Origin of the sequence: Mycoplasmopsis pulmonis (genome assembly GCF_900660575.1) — a bacterium.
GTDB classification, from domain to species: domain Bacteria; phylum Bacillota_I; class Bacilli_A; order Mycoplasmatales; family Metamycoplasmataceae; genus Mycoplasmopsis_B; species Mycoplasmopsis_B pulmonis.
This window is the reverse complement of the sequence record NZ_LR215008.1, coordinates 125664-148256: the sequence shown is the minus strand read 5'-3', so window position 1 is coordinate 148256 and position 22593 is coordinate 125664. Positions and strand designations below refer to the sequence as shown.

The 22593-nt window shown below is 27.2% G+C and carries 20 protein-coding genes, 3 tRNA genes and 1 pseudogene; 9 read left to right on the top strand and 15 right to left on the bottom strand.

The window, feature by feature from the left end:
- Nucleotides 1–35: 35 nt before the first annotated feature.
- From EXC36_RS00660 to yidC, 6 genes are all read left to right on the top strand, one after another.
- Complete coding sequence (locus EXC36_RS00660; RefSeq protein WP_010924961.1) at nt 36–452, top strand: Dps family protein; 417 nt, start codon at nt 36–38, stop codon at nt 450–452.
- A 35-nt stretch (nt 453–487) separates the two neighbouring features.
- Nucleotides 488–2179, top strand: coding sequence for a GIY-YIG nuclease family protein (locus tag EXC36_RS00655; protein ID WP_129689998.1), 1692 nt, complete (start codon nt 488–490; stop codon nt 2177–2179).
- Between the two features lie 69 nt (nt 2180–2248).
- On the top strand, nt 2249–5032 hold the full coding sequence (locus tag EXC36_RS00650; protein ID WP_129689996.1) for a cation-translocating P-type ATPase: 2784 nt from the start codon (nt 2249–2251) through the stop codon (nt 5030–5032).
- A 219-nt stretch (nt 5033–5251) separates the two neighbouring features.
- On the top strand, nt 5252–5398 hold the full coding sequence (gene rpmH, locus EXC36_RS00645; protein ID WP_010924958.1) for a 50S ribosomal protein L34: 147 nt from the start codon (nt 5252–5254) through the stop codon (nt 5396–5398).
- A 27-nt stretch (nt 5399–5425) separates the two neighbouring features.
- Nucleotides 5426–5761, top strand: coding sequence for a ribonuclease P protein component (rnpA, locus tag EXC36_RS00640; protein ID WP_010924957.1), 336 nt, complete (start codon nt 5426–5428; stop codon nt 5759–5761).
- Entirely contained in the window at nt 5745–7571 is a 1827-nt protein-coding gene (gene yidC / locus EXC36_RS00635) for a membrane protein insertase YidC (protein ID WP_129689994.1), read from the top strand. Before rnpA ends, yidC begins: the two co-directional genes overlap by 17 nt.
- A gap of 264 nt (nt 7572–7835) precedes the next feature.
- Here the strand turns inward: yidC and EXC36_RS00630 are convergent.
- The 6 genes and pseudogenes from EXC36_RS00630 to EXC36_RS00605 all read right to left on the bottom strand — a co-directional run.
- Nucleotides 7836–8107: pseudogene (locus EXC36_RS00630) on the bottom strand (IS3 family transposase); the annotation flags it as partial.
- Between the two features lie 84 nt (nt 8108–8191).
- On the bottom strand, nt 8192–8632 hold the full coding sequence (locus tag EXC36_RS00625) for a hypothetical protein (RefSeq protein WP_010924954.1): 441 nt from the start codon (nt 8630–8632) through the stop codon (nt 8192–8194).
- On the bottom strand, nt 8622–9620 hold the full coding sequence (locus tag EXC36_RS00620) for a hypothetical protein (RefSeq protein WP_143756256.1): 999 nt from the start codon (nt 9618–9620) through the stop codon (nt 8622–8624). Before EXC36_RS00620 ends, EXC36_RS00625 begins: the two co-directional genes overlap by 11 nt.
- Nucleotides 9621–10018: 398 nt before the next feature.
- Entirely contained in the window at nt 10019–11002 is a 984-nt protein-coding gene (locus EXC36_RS00615) for a hypothetical protein (RefSeq protein ID WP_010924952.1), read from the bottom strand.
- A gap of 290 nt (nt 11003–11292) precedes the next feature.
- Nucleotides 11293–13956, bottom strand: a complete 2664-nt coding sequence (gene gyrA, locus EXC36_RS00610) for a DNA gyrase subunit A (RefSeq protein ID WP_010924951.1) — start codon at nt 13954–13956, stop codon at nt 11293–11295.
- A 117-nt stretch (nt 13957–14073) separates the two neighbouring features.
- A complete protein-coding gene (locus tag EXC36_RS00605; RefSeq protein WP_010924950.1) occupies nt 14074–14301 on the bottom strand; it encodes a YneF family protein in 228 nt (75 codons plus the stop codon).
- Nucleotides 14302–14513: 212 nt separating this feature from the next.
- Here EXC36_RS00605 and EXC36_RS00600 point away from each other — a divergent pair, with 212 nt between their 5' ends.
- On the top strand, nt 14514–15086 hold the full coding sequence (locus EXC36_RS00600) for a thymidine kinase (RefSeq protein WP_010924949.1): 573 nt from the start codon (nt 14514–14516) through the stop codon (nt 15084–15086).
- Nucleotides 15087–15164: 78 nt separating this feature from the next.
- Nucleotides 15165–16736 carry a TrkH family potassium uptake protein gene (locus EXC36_RS00595; RefSeq protein ID WP_010924948.1) on the top strand — a complete coding sequence of 524 codons (1572 nt, stop codon included), beginning with the start codon at nt 15165–15167 and terminating at the stop codon, nt 16734–16736.
- A 220-nt stretch (nt 16737–16956) separates the two neighbouring features.
- Here the strand turns inward: EXC36_RS00595 and grpE are convergent, their stop codons facing one another.
- From grpE to EXC36_RS00550, 9 genes are all read right to left on the bottom strand, one after another.
- Nucleotides 16957–17811 carry a nucleotide exchange factor GrpE gene (gene grpE, locus EXC36_RS00590; RefSeq protein ID WP_050780360.1) on the bottom strand — a complete coding sequence of 285 codons (855 nt, stop codon included), beginning with the start codon at nt 17809–17811 and terminating at the stop codon, nt 16957–16959.
- Nucleotides 17801–18844 (bottom strand): heat-inducible transcriptional repressor HrcA, encoded by a 1044-nt coding sequence (hrcA, locus tag EXC36_RS00585; protein ID WP_010924946.1) that lies wholly within the window; start codon nt 18842–18844, stop codon nt 17801–17803. The genes grpE and hrcA overlap by 11 nt, the downstream gene beginning before the upstream one ends.
- 43 nt (nt 18845–18887) lie before the next feature.
- Nucleotides 18888–19496: a hypothetical protein gene (locus EXC36_RS00580; RefSeq protein WP_041363932.1), complete on the bottom strand. Its 609-nt coding sequence runs from the start codon at nt 19494–19496 to the stop codon at nt 18888–18890.
- A 38-nt stretch (nt 19497–19534) separates the two neighbouring features.
- Nucleotides 19535–19744, bottom strand: coding sequence for a 50S ribosomal protein L31 (gene rpmE / locus EXC36_RS00575; protein ID WP_010924944.1), 210 nt, complete (start codon nt 19742–19744; stop codon nt 19535–19537).
- Between the two features lie 109 nt (nt 19745–19853).
- A complete protein-coding gene (locus EXC36_RS00570) occupies nt 19854–20426 on the bottom strand; it encodes a thermonuclease family protein (RefSeq protein WP_010924943.1) in 573 nt (190 codons plus the stop codon).
- 97 nt (nt 20427–20523) lie between these two features.
- Nucleotides 20524–20600: transfer RNA gene (locus EXC36_RS00565), tRNA-Arg, on the bottom strand.
- A 21-nt stretch (nt 20601–20621) separates the two neighbouring features.
- Nucleotides 20622–20698: transfer RNA gene (locus EXC36_RS00560), tRNA-Arg, on the bottom strand.
- A 2-nt stretch (nt 20699–20700) separates the two neighbouring features.
- Nucleotides 20701–20775, bottom strand: a tRNA-Cys gene (locus tag EXC36_RS00555).
- 106 nt (nt 20776–20881) lie between these two features.
- On the bottom strand, nt 20882–21685 hold the full coding sequence (locus EXC36_RS00550) for a Cof-type HAD-IIB family hydrolase (RefSeq protein WP_010924942.1): 804 nt from the start codon (nt 21683–21685) through the stop codon (nt 20882–20884).
- Nucleotides 21686–21847: 162 nt separating this feature from the next.
- Here EXC36_RS00550 and EXC36_RS00545 point away from each other — a divergent pair, with 162 nt between their 5' ends.
- Complete coding sequence (locus EXC36_RS00545) at nt 21848–22561, top strand: potassium channel family protein (protein ID WP_129689992.1); 714 nt, start codon at nt 21848–21850, stop codon at nt 22559–22561.
- Nucleotides 22562–22593 lie beyond the last annotated feature (32 nt).

Genomic DNA, 22593 nt, shown 5'->3' with positions numbered 1-22593 from the left:
GCATAGAAAATTATTATAAAAATGGAGGATTAATTATGAACCTTGATAAACTAAGAATTTTGCAAGCTAGCTTAACTATTTTCAACCAAAAACTACAAGCTTATCACTGAAATCTTTATGGATCTCATTTTTTTCAATGACACAAACAATTAGAAAAATTAATAAAACAAGTAAGAGACTACACCGATGATGTAGCTGAAAAAATTAGAATGAACGGAAAATTTTCAATTTCGTCATTAGAAAAAGCTCTTGAAATTTCATTAATTAAAGAAGAAAAAGAAGATGTAGCTTTTGACATTAAACATATAGCAAAAAATGTTGTTAATGATATTGAGATTTTACTTAAACACATTGAATTAGTTAGCTGAAGTTTTACAGAACAGCCATTAATTGATGAAATTATTTTAGGCCTAGACAAAGCCAAGTGACAATTTGGCGCTACCATTGAATAACAACATGTTAAAAGTGTAATTAAAAAAATAATTTTATGGATATAAGAAAATTGGATAGTGTTCCTAAAAAGCCGGGAGTTTATTTTTGAAAAGATCAATTTAATTCTATTCTTTACATTGGTAAGGCAAACAATTTAAATGATAGAATGAAGCAATATTTCAAAGGATCACTAAATTCTTATAAAACTCATGCTCTTGTAGAAAAAATTGCTAACTTTGAAATAATCATTGTACAAAATCCAAAAGAAGCTTTGATTCTTGAAAGAAACCTAATTAGGAAACACAAACCTTATTACAACATCTTGTTATCTGATGACAAGCGTTTTTCATATATCAAAATTTTTTTAAATAAAGATGGCTTAGAAATTTCTATAGCTAGAAGAGTTTATAAAAACAGTCAAAACACATTATATTATGGTCCTTTTCCGACAGGACATGGCTCTTCAATAATCCTTAAATTATTACAAAGAGAAGCATTATATGAAAATGGAATTTTTATAGAAAATAAAGACTCTGTTTTTTGAAAACAACGCTTTGAAAAAATCAAAGATATCTTGTCTTTTAAAAATAATTTATATCTAAATCAAATTAAAGAAAAAATGCTCATTGCCGCTCAAAATTATCAATTTGAAGTAGCCAATGATTTAAAACTCTCACATGAATATTTAACTAAATTAAAAGAGTCTCAAATAGCTGAATTAAAAAAAATTTTAAACATTGATGTCATTAGTATAATTGAAAAAAATGGCCTTCTTTTTAGTACTGTTTTTTTTTATAAATATGGAATTTTATTAAACAAAGTTGATCACATAATTGAAATCAAAACTTCTTTTGAATCAAGTGTTGAAGAGTTTATTAATGAGTTTTACAAAAACAAAATCGCACCTAATATTTTGATTTTAGATAAGTCATTTTTAAAGCTTAATTTGCAACTTAATTTTGAATCAAAAGTTCTTTATCCTAAAAAAGGAATTTATAAAAAATTAATTGATTTAGTTAATGAAAACACTCTTACAAATATCAATGAAAAAGAAAAAACACATCTTTTAAAAATAGAAAGAACTAAAAATAATTTAGATAAACTATCAAATTTAATCAATGTAAAAAATCTTCATAGAATTGTCATGATGGATAATTCTCATTTTGCTAATTTTCATCCTATTTCAGTTGTTGTTAGTTACATTGATGGAATCAAAAACACAAATGAATATAGAAAATTTAATTTAGATGTAAATCATGATCGAAAAGCTGATATTGAATATTTTAAAGAAGGGTTTTTAAAATATATTAATTCAAAAAGTTTTATAGTCCCTGATCTTTTTATAGTTGATGGATCATTTGCTCAATTACATGAGGTAAAAAAGCAAATGAAAAAAGCAAATTTAACTTTTCCAATCATAGCTCTTGTAAAAGATGATTTTCATAGAACAAAAAAATTAATTGACACAAATGAAAAAGAGCATCTTTTAGAAGATAAAGAAGTCAAAAATTTTTTATCTATGATTCAAAATGAAGTTGACCAATTTGCAAAAAAACATCACTATAATAGAAGGGACAAATCATCTTTGGAGGGATCACTTTTAAATATCAAAGGATTAGGTCCAAAGATGGAAAAAAAATTAATTTCCCACTTTGAAACTTACTCAAATATTTATAATGCCTCTGAAGAAGAACTTGCCAAAGTTATTCCATTAAATATTGCAAAAAAAATAAAATCAAGCATTTAAAATTAAAAGAATTTTATATCTTAATGTTATAAAATTTAGTCTTTAGCAAAATCAATAAAAGGATTGAATATGAATGAAAATGATTTAAGTAAAATCTCTAAAGATAACCTCGAAAAAGGTCTATCAACTCAAGAGGTAAAAACAAGAGCTGAGATCTATGGAAAAAATGAACTTCCAGAGAAAAAAAATCGTCATTGACTTTTAATTTTTCTAGATCAATTTAAAGACTTTATGAACCTATTACTTCTTTTTGCAGTACTAATAAGTTTTATTGTTATTTTAGTTGAGCTTAGTCAAAATAATTGAGCTTTTTCAAGAGAACTAGTTATAGCTTTTGTTGAGCCTTTTATTATCTTATTAGTTATTTTTTTAAATAGCTTAATTGGAACTGTCCAAGTTATAAAAAGTAATCAAATAGTTAGATCACTTAAAAAAATGAATATCATAAAATCTAAGGTAATTCGTGATGGTCAATTAATTAACATTGATTCAAGCGAACTTGTTCCTGGTGATTTAATTATTTTAGAAGCTGGAGATAAAATTCCTGCAGATTCAATTTTGATTGAATCTTCTCAATTTAATGTTAATGAATCAATACTTACAGGAGAGTCACTAGCTGTCGAAAAAATAGCTAATTTAGACTTTGAAAAACTAGAAGAAAAAAATAAAATCTTTAGCTCATGTTCTGTGACAAATGGTTATGCAAAAGCCATTGTAATTAAAATAGGAAGCCAAACAGAAGTTGGAAAAATTTCATCACTTTTAGATGAGCAAAACAAACTTCAAAGTCCACTTCAAATTAAATTACACAAACTAGGTAAGCTTTTTGGTTTTCTTGGAATATCACTTTTTTTAATAACTTTTTTCATTCAAATAGCTCTTGCAAATTTTGCAAGTCAAAAAGAAATTTATATTAATTCTTTAATAGTTGCAATTTCTCTTTCAGTAGCTGCTATTCCAGAGGGTCTTGCTGCTTTTACTACAATAATTATTTCCTTAGGTGTTAAAAGAATGTCAAAACAAAACGCCTTAGTTAAATCACTTTTAGCAGTTGAGGCTCTAGGCTCAACTTCAGTAATTTGTACTGACAAAACTGGAACTCTAACTAAAAACGAAATGGAATTAGTTGATGTCTATAACATCAAAGAAAATAAATTTTTTTCAACTCAAAAAGACTTTAAAAGTTTTTCATCTCTAATTCACTATGCAAGTTTATGTACAACTGCTCAAGTAAAAATAGGTGAAAATAACTCAATTGAAGAAGTAGGAGATCCAACTGAAACTGCAATTATTAAATTTGCTCTAAAAAATAATTTAGCAAAATCTGATTTAGAAAAAGATTTTGTTCTTGTTAATAAAATTCCTTTTGATAGCTCTAGAAAAATGATGACTATGATTTTTAAATATCAAAATAAATTTATAGCCATTACCAAAGGAGCTAGTGAGGAAATTTTAAAAAGATCATTAAAAGTTGACAAAGAGCCAATTTTAAAAATAAACCAGGATTGATCAAGAAAAACTTATCGAGTTTTAGCCCTTGCCATTAAAGAAATTGATTCTAATCTTGCTTATCAAGAAAATTTAGAATCAGAGCAAATTGAAAAAGATTTTAGCCTACTAGGACTTCTTGCAATAGTTGATCCTCCTCGAGAGCAAGTTAAAGATGCTATTTTTGAAGTTAAAAATGCAGGAATCAAAACAGTTATGATTACAGGAGACCACCCCGAAACAGCTGTGGCCATTGCCAAAGAAATAGGACTTTGATCCGAAGGGGATAAATACTTAACAGGCCAAGAATTAGCACAAATGCCTCATGAAAAACTAAGAGAAAATATTCAAAATTATAGTGTTTATGCAAGGGTAAAACCAGAGGATAAACTTAATATAATTAGAGCCTGACAAGATCATGATCAAGTTGTTTCAATGACAGGAGATGGAGTCAATGACGCCCCTGCTTTAAAAGCTAGTGATATTGGTTTTGCAATGGGAATAACTGGAACAGATGTTTCAAAAGAAGCTAGTGATGTTATTTTGCTTGATGACAATTACACAACAATTAAAAATTCAGTTGAAAATGGCCGAAAAATTTATTTCAAAATAAGAAAGGTTATTGAAAATTTACTAATTACTTCAGTTGCTGAAATTTTGGCTGTGTTTTTTGGAATTATAATTTATAGTTTAATTTTTAAATATCACCAAGGCTTTTTTGAAAAAGAGGTCTACATTTTTGGAGCAACTCAGCTTTTATGAATTAATTTAGTTACTCACAGCTTTCCAGCTATTGCCATTGGTCTTGTTGAAAATGATCTAAACTTAATGGTAAATAGACCTAGATACAAACATGAGTCAATTTTTGCCAATAAACTTGGCTGAAGAATTTTTATTCAAGGATTTATCTTAGCTTTTCTTTGTCTTCTAGTTTATGGCCTAGCTGCTAATTATTATATAAATAATGTCTCTAGTGCTAGTCCAAAGGAAATAGTCTCTTTTGCCTCAACAGCTTCTTTTGTAACTTTAGGACTAAGCTCATCTATAAACGCAATTAATTTATTAAGTAACAAATCAATATTGAGACTTAATTTAAAACAAAACTGAGTAGTTGTTCTTGCAATAAGTTTTAGTTCTATTTTAATTTTACTAGTTTCACTTGTTCCTCAACTAGCTGAGTTTTTCAAAATGAATACTAGATTCGTTGAGATGTCTTTGATTTTGTGAATTTCAATTGCTCTAGCTTTTGTACCAACTTTGCTAATAGAAATTCATAAAGCTTTTGTCAAATTTTTTGTCAAAGAAAAAAAGGTGGACAAGATCATTTCTTTTGAAATGATAAAAGGTAAAAAAAGTAGATTTTAAAATATTGGCTAATTTAAAAGTGTTATTTTAGATATTTTTTTAAAAAATGTAATATTATTTTATCTACTTTCATTTATAAATTTTTGTGATAGAATAGAAAAAAACGCTATATCTTCAATGCTAATAAAAATTTAATATAATAAATAATTGCTAGCTAATGTTGCAAGATAATTTTGCATTGAAAAATAATGAATAAATTTAAATAATATAGGAGTTAAAATGAGTAAAAGAACATATCAACCAAATAAGAGAAAACACGCTAAAACACACGGTTTTAGAGCAAGAATGGCAACAAAAAAAGGTAGATTAGTTTTAGCTTCTAGAAGAGCAAAGGGAAGAAAACAACTTACTGTTTCTGATAAGTAATTCTTGTGTTTTTTAATGGATATTTAAATGAAAAAAATATATCACATTAGAAAAAATTGAGAATTTCAAGCGATAATTAATTCAAAACGCCAAGTTATTTCCAAGAATCTAATTTTTTATTATCAAAGAAATAATACTTTTAAAATCGGTGTTTCCATTCCAAAAAAATTTGCAGGAGCTGTTAAAAGAAATTTTTATAAAAGACAAATTATGGCAATTTTAAGAGACATTCAAGATTTAACTAATTTGGAATATAAAATTGTTATGATTGTTAGGAAAAATTTTATGGCTCTTGATTTTCTAGAAAAGAAAAAAGAGATCCAAAAAATGTTAGAAAGGTTTAAAAATGAAAAGAGAAAATAGATCAAAAAAATATGACTATTTTAATTCTTCATCTAACAATTCCAACAAATTTTCTAAAACAAATTTCAAAAAATACTTCAAGATTTTCAAACTTGTAGTTTATATTTTTTTAATTGGACTAGCCCTAACTGGCTGTATCCAAAGCTTTGTTGTACAATCTTCACCTAATGTAGGAGCTGGGCTTGAGCTTTATCCAAGCAAAGACAAAGTCGCTCCAAGGGTAAATGTTTATAAAAAAGAAGAAAACGGCTATGTTAAAGATCGTAACATTAACGAGCTTCTTAAAGATGAACAAAGCCTACAAGCTTTAAAAGATTTTTCAAAAAACCACAACGGAGTTTATGGAAAAACTAAATCAAGCAACAGCGCTCTAGCCATTTTAGAAGATAACACTTATATAGACTCTGATGGACAAGAAAATAAGTCAATTATTTATAAAGACAATAGTGGTAAGTATTTATTTTTCAATGATACTTTAACAACTTATGATCCAATAAACAAATTCACTGATATTTATGCAATAGGTCGTTTAACTGAAAGAGATAGTGATGCAATTAAATTCAGAGAAAACAATCCAAAAATAATTGAACATCTAAAGCTTTTTAAAGTCTCAGAAGTGCCTATTTCTAGAGAGTATCAACCAAATATTAAATTTGCAAGAGACTTTTTACAAGCTCTTTATGACAAAACCTTAAAGCTCCCTGTTTATCAAAATATCTTAAGAGCTGATGGAAGTAAATATGCTAGTTTTAATGAGTTTTTAACAAGTCTTGAAAAAAGAACAACCAACCACTTAAAAACTCAACTAAACAAACAAGAGCTTAGTGAAGAGGATTTAAATTCAATAACTCTTAGTGATAGTGAAAGTGCAGCGTTAAATGCTTATCTTACAAGAGTAAATCCACTAATAAGTGAAAATGGCTTTACTGGACTTAAAAAGTCTTTAAATAATGCTGATGATTTTGAACTAGTTTATTCACAAGGAGAAAAAATTGCTCAAAGTGATTATGGTCAAATTCCAGTTGTTACTTGAGGAGAGTATTGAAATTATGGACCTTTCTATGCTCTATTAGTTGCTCCAATAGCTTCATTTACTAACTGAGTAGCAAGTGCTTTTGAATCAGGATTTGGAATTGTCTTTGCCATTATTATTGTTGTTGTTGTAACAAGGCTCTTTATTTTTGGACTTACCTTTAAAGCAACTTTTAGTCAATACAAGCAACAAGAATTGCAAGGTAAAAAAGCTAAAATTGATGCTAAATATGCAGCTTATGAAAATAATAAGATGATGAAGCAAAGAAAGCAAAAAGAAATTCAAGATTTATACAAAAAGCATAATATTTCACCAATTGATTTTGTTGCCTCCATTGCTTGATCTTCACCTTTATTTATTGCAGTTTGAAGGGTTATCCAAAGTGTTCCGGTTATTAAATCAAACTTCTTTTTAGGTGTTAATTTCTCAACAGCTTCATATCAAGAAATTCTTGCAAAAAATTGAGTTTATTTATGAGTTGTATCTCTTGCTTTAATTGTTCAGGTTATCTCTCAAATTCTTCCTAGATGGCTTGCTAAAAAGAAAATTAAAGAAAGAGCTAATGTCTATGAGATGCAATCTTACAAAAAGAACAATAAAACTCAAAACATTATGTTAATTGTTTTTATGGTCTTTACAATAACACTTCAAGCTGGAGTTCAAATCTACTGAATAATTGGAGGTCTATGAACAATTGGTCAAACACTCTTTGTTCATCATTTCCAAAAAACAAGCTTTTTTAAAAATAGAGTACGGCCTTGATTGGACAGACATTAAAAATAATTGTTAATAATACTTTATAGAAAAATAAATTCTTAATAGTGGACTAGCTATTTAAAATAGTTAGTCTTTTATTTTTAACTTAAATTAATAATTTTTAATTATGAACTTATTTATATTAGGCTTGTATTTATACTCTAAAATAATTTTTGAGTTTTAATAAAAAATAAACACTAGTAAATAAATTTAAATAGGACAAAAAATAGACTATTTAAAAAAGACTTAAAGCAGCTTAGTCTAGAATTAATTACAATCTTTCATTATTGTATTTTTAATAATTTCTTGTAATTCATTGAATGATAATTTTGAAATTTTAAGATCATTTAAACACTCACTTTTGATGTTTGAAAAGAACTATTATGCTCCTCTATTATCAAGTGAATTTTCAATTCTATTCATTGAAATAATTCCATATTTTCTTTGATAATTTCACTATATTGAGTGGATGAATATTGACTCCCATGATCTAAGTGAATTATTCACTCTTTGTCAAATTTGTTTTTAGAAATATGATCTAAAATCAACTTAACATTAAGCAGGATAAAAAAAACAAAAAACACTCCTAATTTAAAGTATATTTAAAAGTGTTTTTTGTTTTTTGTCTTGGTTTAAAAAGACTATTTATTTTTCTTGATATTTTGTGGAAACTTTTTTGTATATGGATAAGTAACTTTCATAATAAAAAATGGAAGTGATAATATTTTATTTCTTTCGGTTTTTGTAATTTCAAAATTTATTTTTTTAGATGTCAAAACAAATAAAAAACTTTGTAAATAAAAAAATCCAATTGAAACAACAAAAATAACGGAAGAAACAATTGAAACAATTTTTATAAGCTTTAATCGATTTTCGCTTGTAGAAAGAACGTAAATAAAATAATACAATAATGCAATACTAAATCCAATAATCGAAATAATGAAAATTATAAAAATTATCATAAATATAAGTCTTGATATAAAGGCAAATCTAATTGAAATAAATTCATGTTTTTGTTCATTAGACATTAACTTAGATTTATTTTTACCAAGTAAAATTTTTTCTATTAAATTAAATTTCATTTCTATCCTCTTTAGTCATAAAACTACTTTTATATTTTTTCAAAATTGAGTTGGCCAATATTGGTAAAAACAAAATTTTAAAGTAGTCAATTTTTTGTATTTTGTATCCTAATTTTTTGATTGTAATTGAAAAGACAATCATATATAAAAGGTAATCTAAAGCGAAAAAAATTCAAGCAGAAATAAATATATATAAAAATGAAAAATTATTTAGGTCATTATTTTTATCTATAAACATTCAAAGACTAATAGCAATTGCAACTACAGATATCAATAGCGAAAATGTTCAAAAAAATGAATGTCACTTTAGTGCATTTACGAAATTCTGAAATATTATTTTTCTCTTTTCTTCAAAAGTTATATTTTTATCACCATTACTTCCAATAAGTACGTTTTCAATAAAATTACTCTTTACAACTTCTATTATAGGATTTTCTCTACGGCCTATTTTTCTAATATTTTTTCTAATAATTATATTTTTGACAAAAGAAAAGACAAAATATGAAAAAAAGGAAACTATAACAATAACTATAAATCATAGAAAATTAATTTCTATCAAAGAAAAAATGTACAAAACTAAAAATGCAGTCAGTCCTGATCAAAATAAAAATGAAATAAAAAAGCTAAATGAGTATTTTTTTGAAATTTTTGTTTTTAGATATAAATCAAAATTTTCATTTTTTAATAAAACACTTAAATAAAGTGCTCAAATTGAGTTAAAAAGAGAAAGAAAATATTTTCGCATAAAAATGTATTTAGCAAATGCTCCAAAAAAATGTTTTTCTTGCAGTTGCTGCTTTCTTAATATTTCTTTTTCTTTTTCATTATTAAAATATGGAGGATTATCAATTTTAAATTTAAAATTATCACTTGCTCTAACTCTTAAATTTGGAACAAGCATTTGTGAATAAATTATTAAATATTCATATCAAGAGTTAATCTCTACTACTTTCAAAGGATCTAAAATTATTTCACATGTATCTTTCATTTTTCGAAAGATTGAATGTATATAAGCATTTCTTTTTATTAAAATAATTGGATTTACTAATATATAAAAAATAAAAAAGCTATAAAACCATAAAAAAATTTTTATTGAATTATTCTCAAGGGTTTTTTCACGTACAATTCCAAAAAACAATAGCGATCAAGCTTGTCATAAAATTACAAGCAATGGTAAAAGTATCAATTTAAAAAATTGATTTTGCCTAAATTTCATAGCAACTTTTCTATCAAAAATTTTAGCTTCTAACATACTAACATAAACCATAAAAAATAAGAAATTAGACAAAAACGGAATGAAGGCAAAAAACTTGTTTATTTTTAAGTCTAAAAATTTTTTTATATGTGTGTAATCACTATTTAAAAGATTTTCTCTGTTATTCATAATTATAATTCAAAAATCTCCTCAACTGTGCTAGCCATAGAACTTATAATATCTCAAATATGAACAACTGTTAATCCTTGTGGAGCAGCAAATACAGTTCCTAAAAGAGTAAATCTTACAGCTTTTATTGCAATATTTAATCCATACAATGTAGTTTTAACGTTTTTTATAAAACTATAGTGACTATATACGTGTTCAGCCACAATAATTTGATCAACAATTGAAAGATTGAAAGATTCATGATTTGTAATTATTCCATATGCTGCTCAATATGCGACAGCTTCTGCTGAAAGAATTGTTGCTTGAGTTGTAGCTGCAATAGCAGATGGGACTGTTAAACCAAAAAACGCTGCTCCAGCTCAATACCCTGCAGCTAAAGCTCAACCTACTCCTGCTACAGCAGTCGAAGTAATTGCTGATTTTTTAATGGAATTAGCAATATCTCTATAAGTTCCTCTTCATGGCTTGTGTAAAAGTTCTAAATTCTTTTTTATTTTTTGTGTTTTATTATTATCATTATTATTGCTATTGTTTTCACTAATATTTTCTCTTATTTTTTTTATTTGGTCTATTTTTGCCTTTAATTCTAATTTTATTTTAGAATATCCAGCATTTTCTGCCATTTTAAAAACATCATCAATATTTCTATGTCCTTCTCTATAATCTCTAACAAATTCCTTTGCAGTTTTTAAAACAAATTCCTTTGCCTCATTAGATAGTTCATTATTTTTATTTGGATCAATATTGTAATTGAATTTTAAACTTTTTTCAAAAGTTTCATTAATCACCTTATCTAGGTTTTCAATAGATTCATTTTTCAAACTTTCTTGAATACCTTTTTCTTCACTTTCAGTAAACAATTCATTTTTTTCAATAGAAGTTTTTTTATTATCATTAATAATTTTATATGCCACTACTGATGATATGATGCTAACAGGTAAAACACCAACTAATATTCCTATAAATACTTTATTTTTTACTTTCATATTTTCATTTCTCCCGATGGATATATAACAAAGTAAATAAAAAGTATTAGAATTACCCTAATAATAAAGTTTTATATACTAGAAATTACTTTTAAAATTAAAATTCATAGAATATAACCTTTTACCTTCTTATTACCTTACTTACTAATACTTTATTTAAATACTTCTTAAATACTTCATTTTTAATTTTATATTAAATTTTTTCCTAATTTTCAATATGAAAAATTTTTTTTCTAGATTAGTTAATGTGGGAGATTTAAAATTTCAATTAAAAAAGCATTTTCATTATTTTATTCACTTGAATTTGAATCTAAATTCATATTAAATTCAATTTCTTGAGTTTTACTTATTTCTTCATCAATTTTATTTACATTAATTAAAGTTAATGATTTAATCTTTTCATCTTTTTTGAGTTGAATTATTTTTACACCCTTAGTAGAACGACTTGTATCAGAGACTTGTTCTAGGCTTGTTCTAATTGCAATTCCTTTTGAATTTAAAATAATGATGTCTTCGCTTCCTTCAACAAAACCTGAATGAACTAATTTACCAGCTTTGTCAACTTTAATAGTAATTACACCTTTGGCTGCTCGCTTTGTTTTCCTGTAATCTTCTATAGGAGTTTTTTTACCAAATCCAAGAGAACCTAATGAAAAGACATATTTTCCTTCACTTGAAGCACTTAGTGAAATAGCCTTGTGTTTTGGAGCTAATTTTATTGCCCTAACTCCAGCTGATTTTCTTCCAGTGTCTCTTACTTCAGAGAGATCAAAACGAACAATTTTACCCTCGCTTGATCCAACTATAATTTCTTCATCATTGTTTAAAATCATAGCTCTAACAAGCTTGTCATTTTCAAGAATAACCATAGCTATTTTTCCATTAGTATTAATTCTTTGGAAATGCTCTATTTTAGTCTTTTTAATAAGACCATTTTGAGTTAGAGTTACTAAGAACTTACCATCATCATAATTTTGAGCTGGTAAAATTGAAACAACTTCTTCGTCTTTTTCAATTTGAATTAAGTTAATAAATGGAATACCTTTTGATTGTTTAGAGCTTTCTGGAATTTGATGAGCTCTAATTCGATAGACTTTAGCAAAAGAGGTAAAAATTAATAAATCTGTGTGAGTAGTTGTTGTAATAATAGATGCAAGATCATCATCTTCATAAGTTTTAGCAGTTGAAGTTCCTACTCCTCCACGGTTTTGAACTTTATACTCAGAAAGATTTATTCTTTTTACATAACCTTTAACGCTTTGAATAATGGCAATGTTTCTTTCTGGAATTAAATCCTCATCAGAGATATTAGCTATTGCATAAGAGTCAATTTGAGTTAAACGCTTATCTCCATATTTTTCTTTAATTTCTTCAAGTTCTTCAACTATTAAATCAATAAGCTTTTGCTCAGAGTTTAAAATTTCTTTGATATTTGAAATTGTAATTAAAAGCTCTTGAATTTCTTGTTCCATTTTTTCAATGGCTAGGCCCGTTAATCTTCCAAGACGCATTTCAACAATGGCTTTGGTTTGAATTTCACTTAAGCTAAATTTTTGTCCTAATTTTTCTTGAGCTTCTGAGTCAGTTTTTGAAGCTCTAATAATTCTAATTACCTCATCAATATTTGAAACTGCAATTTTTAGTCCCTCTAAAATATGAAGACGAGCCTCTGATTTTTCAAGGTCAAATTTTAATCTTCTAATTACTATTTCTTTTTGATGATCCAAATAAACTCTTAGAGCATCTTTAAGACTTAAAAGTTTAGGCTCTCCATTGACTAAAGCAACCATATTAACATTAAAGTTAAGTTGTAAATTAGTGGTTTTAAATAATTTATTTAAAACAACCTCAGGAACAAAGTTTTTCTTAACTTCAATTACAATTCTAATTCCTTTTCTATTGGTCTCATCTCTTAGATCACTAATGCCTTCAATAACTTTTTCTTTAACTAAAAGTGCAATTTTTTCAATAATTGTTGTTTTTTGAACAGAGTATGGAATTTCACTAACAATAATTCTAGTTTTTCCATTTGATAAATATTCAATTTCAGTTTTTGATCTAATTGAAATTGAACCTTTACCTGTTTCAAAGGCATCAATAATTCCTTTAGTACCTAAAATAATTCCACCAGTAGGAAAATCTGGTCCTTTAATATGCTCCATTAGCTCAGCTAGGCTTATTTGAGGATTTCTAGCATAAGCTATAGTAGCCGATATTGTCTCAGCTAGATTGTGAGGGGCAATAGTTGTTGCCATTCCAACTGCAATTCCTTGTCCACCTGTAACTAGTAAATTTGGAAAACGAGAAGGAAGCACTTCAGGTTCAACTTCACTTGCATCATAGTTAGGAATAAAATTAACTGTGTTTTTTCTAATTCCATTTAACATCTCTGCTGAAAGTTTAGAAAGACGAGCTTCAGTATAACGCATAGCAGCGGCGGGATCACCATCTATTGAACCAAAGTTTCCATGACCATCTACTAAAGGATAGCGCATTGAAAACTCTTGGGCCATTCTAACCATAGCCTCATAAACTGAAGCGTCTCCATGAGGGTGGTATTTCCCCAAAACATCTCCGACAATTCTAGCTGATTTTTTAAAAGCCGAGCTATGGTGAAGACCAAGATCAAACATTCCATACAAAATTCTTCTATGAACTGGCTTAAGTCCATCACGGGCATCTGGAATAGCCCTTGAGACAATGACACTCATGGCATATTCTAAAAATGAATTTTGCATTTCCTTAGAAACAGTCACAGGGGCTAGTCCAGAAATGGGCTCTTCAATTAATTGTGACTTGACTTGATAGGACTCATCTTCTTGAGGAATAATTTCCTCTTCAACTTTAATTATCTCTTTTTTAGTTTCTTCTTGTTTGAAAACAACTTTTAACTCATCATCTGCAACTAAAAAATCATCTTCATCATTATCATCATAGTTTCAAAAACTAATCATTAAATCTCCTTAAATCTTTTTACAACAAAAAAGATTTTATGTATTAAAATACATAAAAACATTATTGTTATTATATAACAAAAGCAGATTCTTTGCCATTAGATAATGTCAACAATTTTATTTAGCTTGTTGCATTGATCTCATTACTTGTCTAATTCTTGATTCACTAGCTTTTACACCCATTTGTAAAAACATAGCTCTAATCATTTTTTCATTAATAGGTGGATTTTCTTTTAATTGTTTTTGGAAAAGTCTTCTAGTTACAAAAAAAGCTACAACTCCACCAATGATAAAAAACAAAATCGAAAGTCCAACGATTAAACCTACTGCCAAACCTATAGACATCTATTGTTTATCCTTTCCATAGCTATGAAATTAAAATTTCAAATTTATAAGTTAAATATAGTTTTTTTATTATATATTTTTTTAAATTTTTATCTATTAATTAGTGCTTTCTTATCAAAATAACTTTTTTAAAATAAAAAAATTTTTTTGATTTGTACTATGATAGTTTATTACATTTACACTTAGACAAAAATTAGCTTATTAGGAAGAACATGTACAACAGATTTAATAAAGGAATGATTGAAGTAATAACAGGACCTATGTTTTCTGGTAAAACAGAGGAGCTTTTACGCCGTTTTAGATTGCTAAACTATGCAAAGGCAAAAACTCTTTTGATCAAGCCTGCTTTTGATACAAGATTTAGCAAAGAAGAGATTATCTCTCGAGCAGGGGTAAAAACTAAAACTCACAGTGTCAAAAACACTGAGCAAATTAGAAAAATTTTAGAAAAAGAAAAATTTGATGCTTTAGTCATTGATGAAATTCACTTTTTTGACTTTGACATAGTTTATTTAATTGAAGAACTTGCAAATAGTGGCTACCACATAATAGTAAGTGGGCTTGATCAAAACTTCAAAAGAGAACCTTTTGAAGTTGTTTCTTATTTACTTTCAATAGCCGAAAAAGTTACTAAGCTTCAGGCAATATGTGTAAAATGTCAAAGAGCTGCAACTACTACTTTTAGAAAAGTTGAAAGCAAAGAGATTAAACTTTTAGGTGATGTTGATGAATATGAAGCTCGATGTAGAAAATGTCATATTCAAGGAAGCAAAGATAAAAATTAACTTTTTTTATACTCAAAAGCTTTAATTTTAAGCTAAAAAACTCGTTATTGGATTTAGCAAAGTTTTAAATATAATATAATGAGCTTTATATTTGATGAAAAATCAAATAACATCAACGAGGTATATGTGTATTTTAAATATTGATTAAGACAAATTCTAGAAAAAAGTAAAATTCCCTATCTTTATTCAAGATATGGAGTTTTCAAACAAAATATATCAAAAGCTAGATACATCCTTTTTACCTACTTTATTATTACAATGCTTGGTTCAATTTTTCTTTATCAAGGTTTTTCACAAAACCCAAATGCTAAGATAAGTTTTTTTGAAAGTGTTTTTACAGCAGCTAGTGCCTTTAGTGATACAGGGCTTGTTTTAAAACCAACCTATAGCTCCTGAAATATGGTAGGTCAGGCCATAATAGCCATTTTAATTCTTGTTGGTGGACTAGGATATTTCACACTTAAGATGTTTTTTATCTCTTGAATTTTCAAACTAAATTCCAATATTAACCAAAGAGAACTAGTAAGTATTGAAAGAGGGGCAAAAGAAGTTGGTAAAACAACTAGAGTTATTGTTGTTTCAATTTTTACAATGTTTGTTTTTATGATCATTTCATCAATAATTTTGACTCTTTATTTTTATTATGTAGCTCCTTCATCAACTTATTCAAGAAAAAGCTATACTTTTGATAGCCCAATAAGAGACTGAAAAAAATCAATAAGATATGGAATTTTTCACTCAATTACAGCTTTAAATAATGCTGGTTTTGACATTATTAGTGACAAATCCATCCTTCCATATAACCAAAACTATTCACTTCAAATTATCTTTATAATCCTTTTTATAGTAGGAGGAATTGGTTATCCAACAGTGTATGATATTGTTCAAAATCTTTATATAAAACTTTTTAGAAAAAATGAGCCTATTATTTGATCTCTTTTTACCAAAGTTTCTGTTCTTTTTTACTTCCTAGTGACCATTTTTTCAATTGCTCTAGTTTTTATCTTTGAAACAACTTCTAAAAGCGCTTCAAGCATTTGAAACAACAAAGAAAATGGAAGCAACTTTGATAAATCCATGGCAATAATTTTTAATACCCTTTCAACTAGAAGTGCTGGTTTTTCATCAGTTGATCTTTATAATTTAACTCCTGGTTCACTTCTTATTTTTTCAATTGCCATGTTTATAGGAGCTAGTCCTTCTTCAACTGGTGGAGGAATAAGAACAACAACTTTTGCAATCATACTTTTAGGTATAGCCGCCAAACTTTCAAACAAACCTTCTTTAAGGATGTTTAAAAGAAAAATTGAAAGTAGCACTGTTTCAATGTCATATCTAGTTTTTACTCTTTCAATGACAATTGTGCTTGCAAATACTTTTATTCTTTTAACTTCTCATAGACTTTTTGATGGAACCCAAGAAAGAGAATATGATCTTAGCCACATCATCTTCGAGGTTACTTCAAGCTTTGGAACAACGGGTCTTTCAACTGGACTAACACATCTATTAAATACATTCTCCTTGGTATCACTGAGTCTTTTAATGTTTATTGGTCAGCTTGGTATTTCTTCAACAATTCTTTCATGAAAAAACAAGAGAAAAAAACCTTGATTATATGACTATGTTGAAACTGACATTTCAATTGGTTAGTTCCAAAATTAATTGACAAAAAACAAGAAATTAATCTCTTGTTTTTTTAATATTTGTTTAGACTTATTTTTGCTTTTTTAAAATCTATTTTTTTAAAAAAACTTAATCAAAAAAGCTTTTAAAAACAAATACTAAAGTTTGTTTTTTGATCATAAAGCCAAGTCAAAATAAAAAGCAAACACAACTTTTTAATGTGTTTGCTTTTTTATGTTTTTTTGTATTAGTTTTTAACCACTTTTACACCAGCTGGTTTTAGTACTCTTTCATGTAATTTATAACCTAGAGAAACAACTTCAGTTATTGAATCTTTTGCTTTAGTCAAGTCATTACTAAAGTCTTTTATTTCATGAAAAACTGGATCAAATATCTCTCCAATTTTTGGCTCAATTAAAACAAGATTAAATGAATTAAGTGTATTTAAAAGTTGATCCAAAAGTGAGGTAAAACCAATTACATATTGCTTTACTTCATGGTTTTGACTTTTGCTCCCTCATTCTATTGCAACTAAAAGATTTTGAATGATTGGCATGATTGATTCAAAAATTTTTTGTGATCCATATTTTTTAAAATCTTCAAACTTATTTTCTAGAAGTTGTTTTTCTAAATTAAGTTTTTCTGCAATCTTTTCTCTAGCTCTATTTTCAAAAGTTTTGATCTCATCTTTGAAGTCTTTGATAATCTTTTCTTTTTCAGATTTTAACTTAACATTATCAAGTAATAAAAGTGCATTTTTTTCTTTTTGATTTGCTAGTTCTTTTTCTAAAGATTTAATTTTTTCTTTATCTAAATTAGTCTCTGAATTAACTTTAATTTTAGCTTTATTATGAACTTTAAAATCAAGGGTTTTTCCTCTTAATTTTTCATCTTTAAAATCACTTGGAATGACCATTGAAAATTCATAAAGTGGAAGTGATTTTTGACCTATTAAATTTGCATCAAAACCTCTTAAAAAACTATCTTTTCCCAAGATCAAATTAAAGTTTTTTCTTTGCAATGAAAGTACTTCATCTTTGTCATCAAAGGCAGAGATGTCAACTGTTAATTCATTGTTTTTTACTAAAATTTTATTCTTCATTATCTTCATTATTTCCTTTTTCTTTTTTCTTATTTTCTTCAACTAAATCTTCAATTAACATTAAAGCACTTTTAGCTTTTGCATAGTCCATTTTTTTAGAACCAACAACACTTATTTCTCTTATTTTATTGTCAATACTAATTTTCTTTGATAAAAAAGATGAATTATCTGGTCTTATTTCAATTTTGATATTTTCCTCTTCTTCTAAATTATCTTCAATGGTTTGTCAAATAGAAGTGCTTTCTATTAATTTTATAATTTTTGTAAGATCTTCTCTTTTAATATCACGGGCTAAAATAATATTTTTTTTACCATAGACATTGTTGGTTTGAGAAACCTCAAAGTCAAAGATATTGATAATAAATTCTTGCAAAATATCTTCATAGTTTTGAATTGAAATTTTTAATATTGGCTTAAGAGCTAAAGTTTTTTCATGAAGCTCTGAAACTTTTGTGTCAATGAGTCTTTCTTTAAAAATTCTCACTGCTATTCTTAAATCATCTAGAACTATCGAATCTTTCATAGCAAGCTTTTTAGAAATAACTTTTCCTGATGAAAGAACTATGATAATAATTGACTCATTTTTGTCTAATAAAACTAGTTGAATTGACTTTAAAGTCTCAAAGCTATTTTCAGTGGAAGTTACCATTGTAAGACCAACAATTTCACTAATACTTTTAGCAGCTAATTCAATGGTTTCATCAATGGTTAGCTTTCTTTGAAAAAACAATTTTTTTAATTGCTTTTTTAGATCACTATCTTCAGAATTGGCCAAATATTTAACATAGTATTTTAAGCCAAGTGTTGAAGGAATTCTTCCACTAGAAATATGACTTTTTTCTAAAAGTCCTATTTCTTCAAATTCATGCATCATGTTTCTAATAGTAGCTGATGATTTTCCTAATCCGTAGTCTTGTTCAACTAAAAATTTAGAACCTATGGGTTTACCAGTTCTTAGATAAAGCTCAACAATATTTTTAAATAAAATAGTTTTTTTAGTCTCTAATTTTATTTCTTTATTTTCAAAATTCATAACAATTAAAATATATAAAAATAATACTTACAATTTGTAAATATTATTTTTTAAATGAACTATTTTTTCTCTCACTATTAGGAGTGACTTCATTCATAAAAATTTTTTTCTTTTTAATCAAAAACTCATCTGAAGAAATAAAACCATTTTCCAATAAATATTTTAAAGTTCTATATTTTTCCCTATTTTCTTGTGAAAGATCTTTTTCATCTAAAATGCTATCCTGTGAAAAATAATCTTGTCTATAAGGCTGTTGATATGAAGGTCTATGTTGCTCCATATTAATAGTATTTAATTGAGTAATATCAATGACATGAGTGTGATCAACTACTGGCATTGTAGGATTTTGTTGAACTCTAAAATTATTTGCTGTTGGATTAAACTGGTGAGTTTGAGTATGGTGAATATGACCTTGGTTGTTAAGATTGTTTGGGTTGTATGAAAAAGGTTGAGTATTATATGGGTTTGGTTGAACATAACCAACATTTTGATTAGGATAATAGCCAACATTTTCTTGTGGATTGCGAAATGCATCATAATTTGTCGGATTAAAAAATTTATCTTTTCTAAGATTTTCAAAAGTCGGTTTTTTATTTAAATTTGCTCTTGTTTGTTCGTTTTGCAAATTTTTACTTATTTTTCAATCTGACATACTTATTCCTTTTCACAAATTAATTAATAGTTAAATATTTATTTTTGCTTTTTTTGCAATCTTTTTTGGAACTTATCGATTTGACCAGTTGCTTTAGCCAATGTTCTATCTCCTGTATAGAATGGGTGACATTTTGAACAAATGTCAATAGCTATTGTTTTTCTTGACGAAACAATGTCAAATGAAGTAAAACATGTTGAACATGTAATCTTCAGTGGTTCCATTTTTAAATGAATGTCCTTTTGCATTTTTTACCTTTCACATAAGTTGCTTACTTATATTTTTGAATTTTTTACAAAAATATTATAACCTAATAGGTTTGTATACCTTAGATTAATAATGCTTTTTATAGAAATTTTAAATCTTTTTATCCAGATTAATTCATTTTCATTTAGTTTTTTTCCAAAACCCCTTTTTGGCTTTTTGACTTGAGCTTTGAAGCTTGACCAATTCATGATAATAAGAGCTATCTTTTGTATAAAAAAGGCTCTTTTTATCAGTTGAAATATAGGCTACTTTTGCTAATCCTTCACTTATGAGCATTTTGGCAAGATCTTGACCATTTACAAAAATTTTTGAAACAATTCTTTTGTATTTATCTAGCTTTATTTCTTGAACTTCTACATTTTGGCCAAGAATTTTTTTCTCAACAAAACTTCGAGCAAGACTTCCATAGTGATTTTCGATTGGTGAGACAATTTTAGCTGTTTTTTCATTAGAAAGCTCGGGTGTGTCTATTCCAAAAACTCGATAAGTTTTGTTAGTACTATAAAAAGTGTCTCCATCATAGACTTTAACAATTTTTGTAGTGTAAGTTTTTTGAGCCGATGTTGCTTTACAACTAAGTAGGCCAAAAGGAATTAGAAAAAAACTGCTTATTAAAAATAACATAAAAATTCATTTATTTTTTATTTTTCTTCTTTTTAGCATTTGAGCCCTCCATTAGTTAATGGCAAAAAAATCTAAAAAGAAGTAAAAAAAGAAAAAAACAGCAAAACTTGCTGAGTTTTTACAAATTTCTTTGATATGGCGCGCTAGAGAGGACTTGAACCCCTAACCTCTTGGGCCGAAACCAAGTACTCTATCCAGTTGAGCTACTAACGCAAAAGTGGTCTTAAAAAGATTTGGCGCACTCAAGAGGACTTGAACCCCTAACCTCTAGGACCGCAACCTAGTACTCTATCCAGTTGAGCTATGAGTGCATTGGAGGCACCAACCGGACTCGAACCGGTAATCAGGGTGTTGCAGACCCATGCCTTGGCCATTTGGCTATGGTGCCATATACGAATTTTAAGACATTTTTGTTTTTATGAATATAAAAACTTTATTGATTATATAAAAAAAATGCTTTTTTTATAAATAAACTATGATTTTTATAATTTTTTTTATATTTTTTTGTCATTTTTATAAAAATCATTTTCCAAAATAACTTTAGCAACTCCCCCTTTTTTGTAATGAGGGCCTATTCAAGAAGCATATTTAAAAAGATTTTTATCCCCTGAAGCCATAGCAACTAGATGGTCAAGGGCTTTTAGAGCAGGGGCATCATTCAAGGAATCACCAATGTGCATTGACTCAGAAGCACTAGCATTAATTAATGACATAATTTTTCTAGCGGCTTGGCCTTTATCAGCGCTTATGTTTGTAATTTCAATAATTTTGCCTCCATAAGAAGTAACAAAAGAAAGATCCATGTTATTTAGTGACTTAAGCTCTTGAAATGAGCTAGAAATTTTTTCTTTATCAAAGGAAAAAAGAGAAATCTTGTAAATTTTTAAGCCGTTTTCAATTGTTTTATTAATTTTTTTTAATATTTTTTTTGAACTGCTAAATCTATGAATCCAAAAAATCTTAGCACTTTTTTTATGGCTTAAGGCAATAGTTAATTTATTTTTAATGGCATAGTTTGCAAAAAAAGGAATGTGTTTTAAATCAATACTTAAATCTTGAATTATTTGGCCTTTGTGCAAAATAATTGATCCATTTAAAAAGCTTATGCTCTCCACATTAAGATTACTTAAAAGCTTTATATTTTTTTCATTCATATTTCTTCCAGTGGAGATAATGATGGCTTTGTTTTGAGAAAGGGCACTTTGAATGGCTTGTTGGTTTTGTTGGGAAATTTTTTTTCCTTGATCAACAAGAGTTCCATCAAGGTCAATAAAATAAGCTTTGATATTTGGTTTCATATAAAAAATGTTCCTTAATTTTTTAAAATTTTATAAAATTAAATTTGTTTATAATTTAAAAAGCTATTAAATTTGGATTTATTTGCTTTGATAACTATAACCTTATATTTCTATTAAAATTTTATAGTACTTTGAAGCTTTCAAAATTATTTAAGGACACACATGATTAAGTTAAGAAAAGATATCTGTATTATTGGTATTGGTCGTTTTGGCTCTGCCATATCAAAGCAGCTATTAAAAATGAGAAAAAATATTATGCTAATTGATATCAATCCAAGCAGACTCAAACCTTTTGAAGATGAAATTTCATCTCTTTATGTAGCTGATGCCACTGATATTAATGCTCTTAAAAATTTAGGAATCCAGGATGTTGAAACTGTTATTGTCTCAGCTAATAACAACATCGAAATTGTAGCCTCACTTTTAGAGTTAAATGTTCAATATATTATAGCTAGAGCTTCATCAAAAAACCACTCTAGAGTTTTAAAGCAAATTGGTGTAAATGTTATCATCAATCCCGAAGAGGAAATTGGAACTAAAACTGCTTTAATTGCAGGAAATGATAAGTTCATTCGTTTTAGTGAAAAACTTCAAGAACTTGAAGATGATTTTGTGATTGGTTCAACCAAGCTTTTTAACACTAAAATTGAAGGAAGAACTCTTAAGAGTTTGAACTTGAGTAAAAAGGGAATTAATGTTCTTTTAATCAAAAGAGGAACAATAGTAGAAGTGCCTACTGGTAACACTGTTTTAAAAAGAAATGACATCATAACAATCATCGGAAAAACTCATCTTGTAACAGCTGTTTTTGAAATTCTAAATCGACAAAGAAAAGAAACAACAAAAACTTCAATTCACACAACTGAACAGCAATAATAAAAATCTTATTTAAAAACCATCCTAGGTCA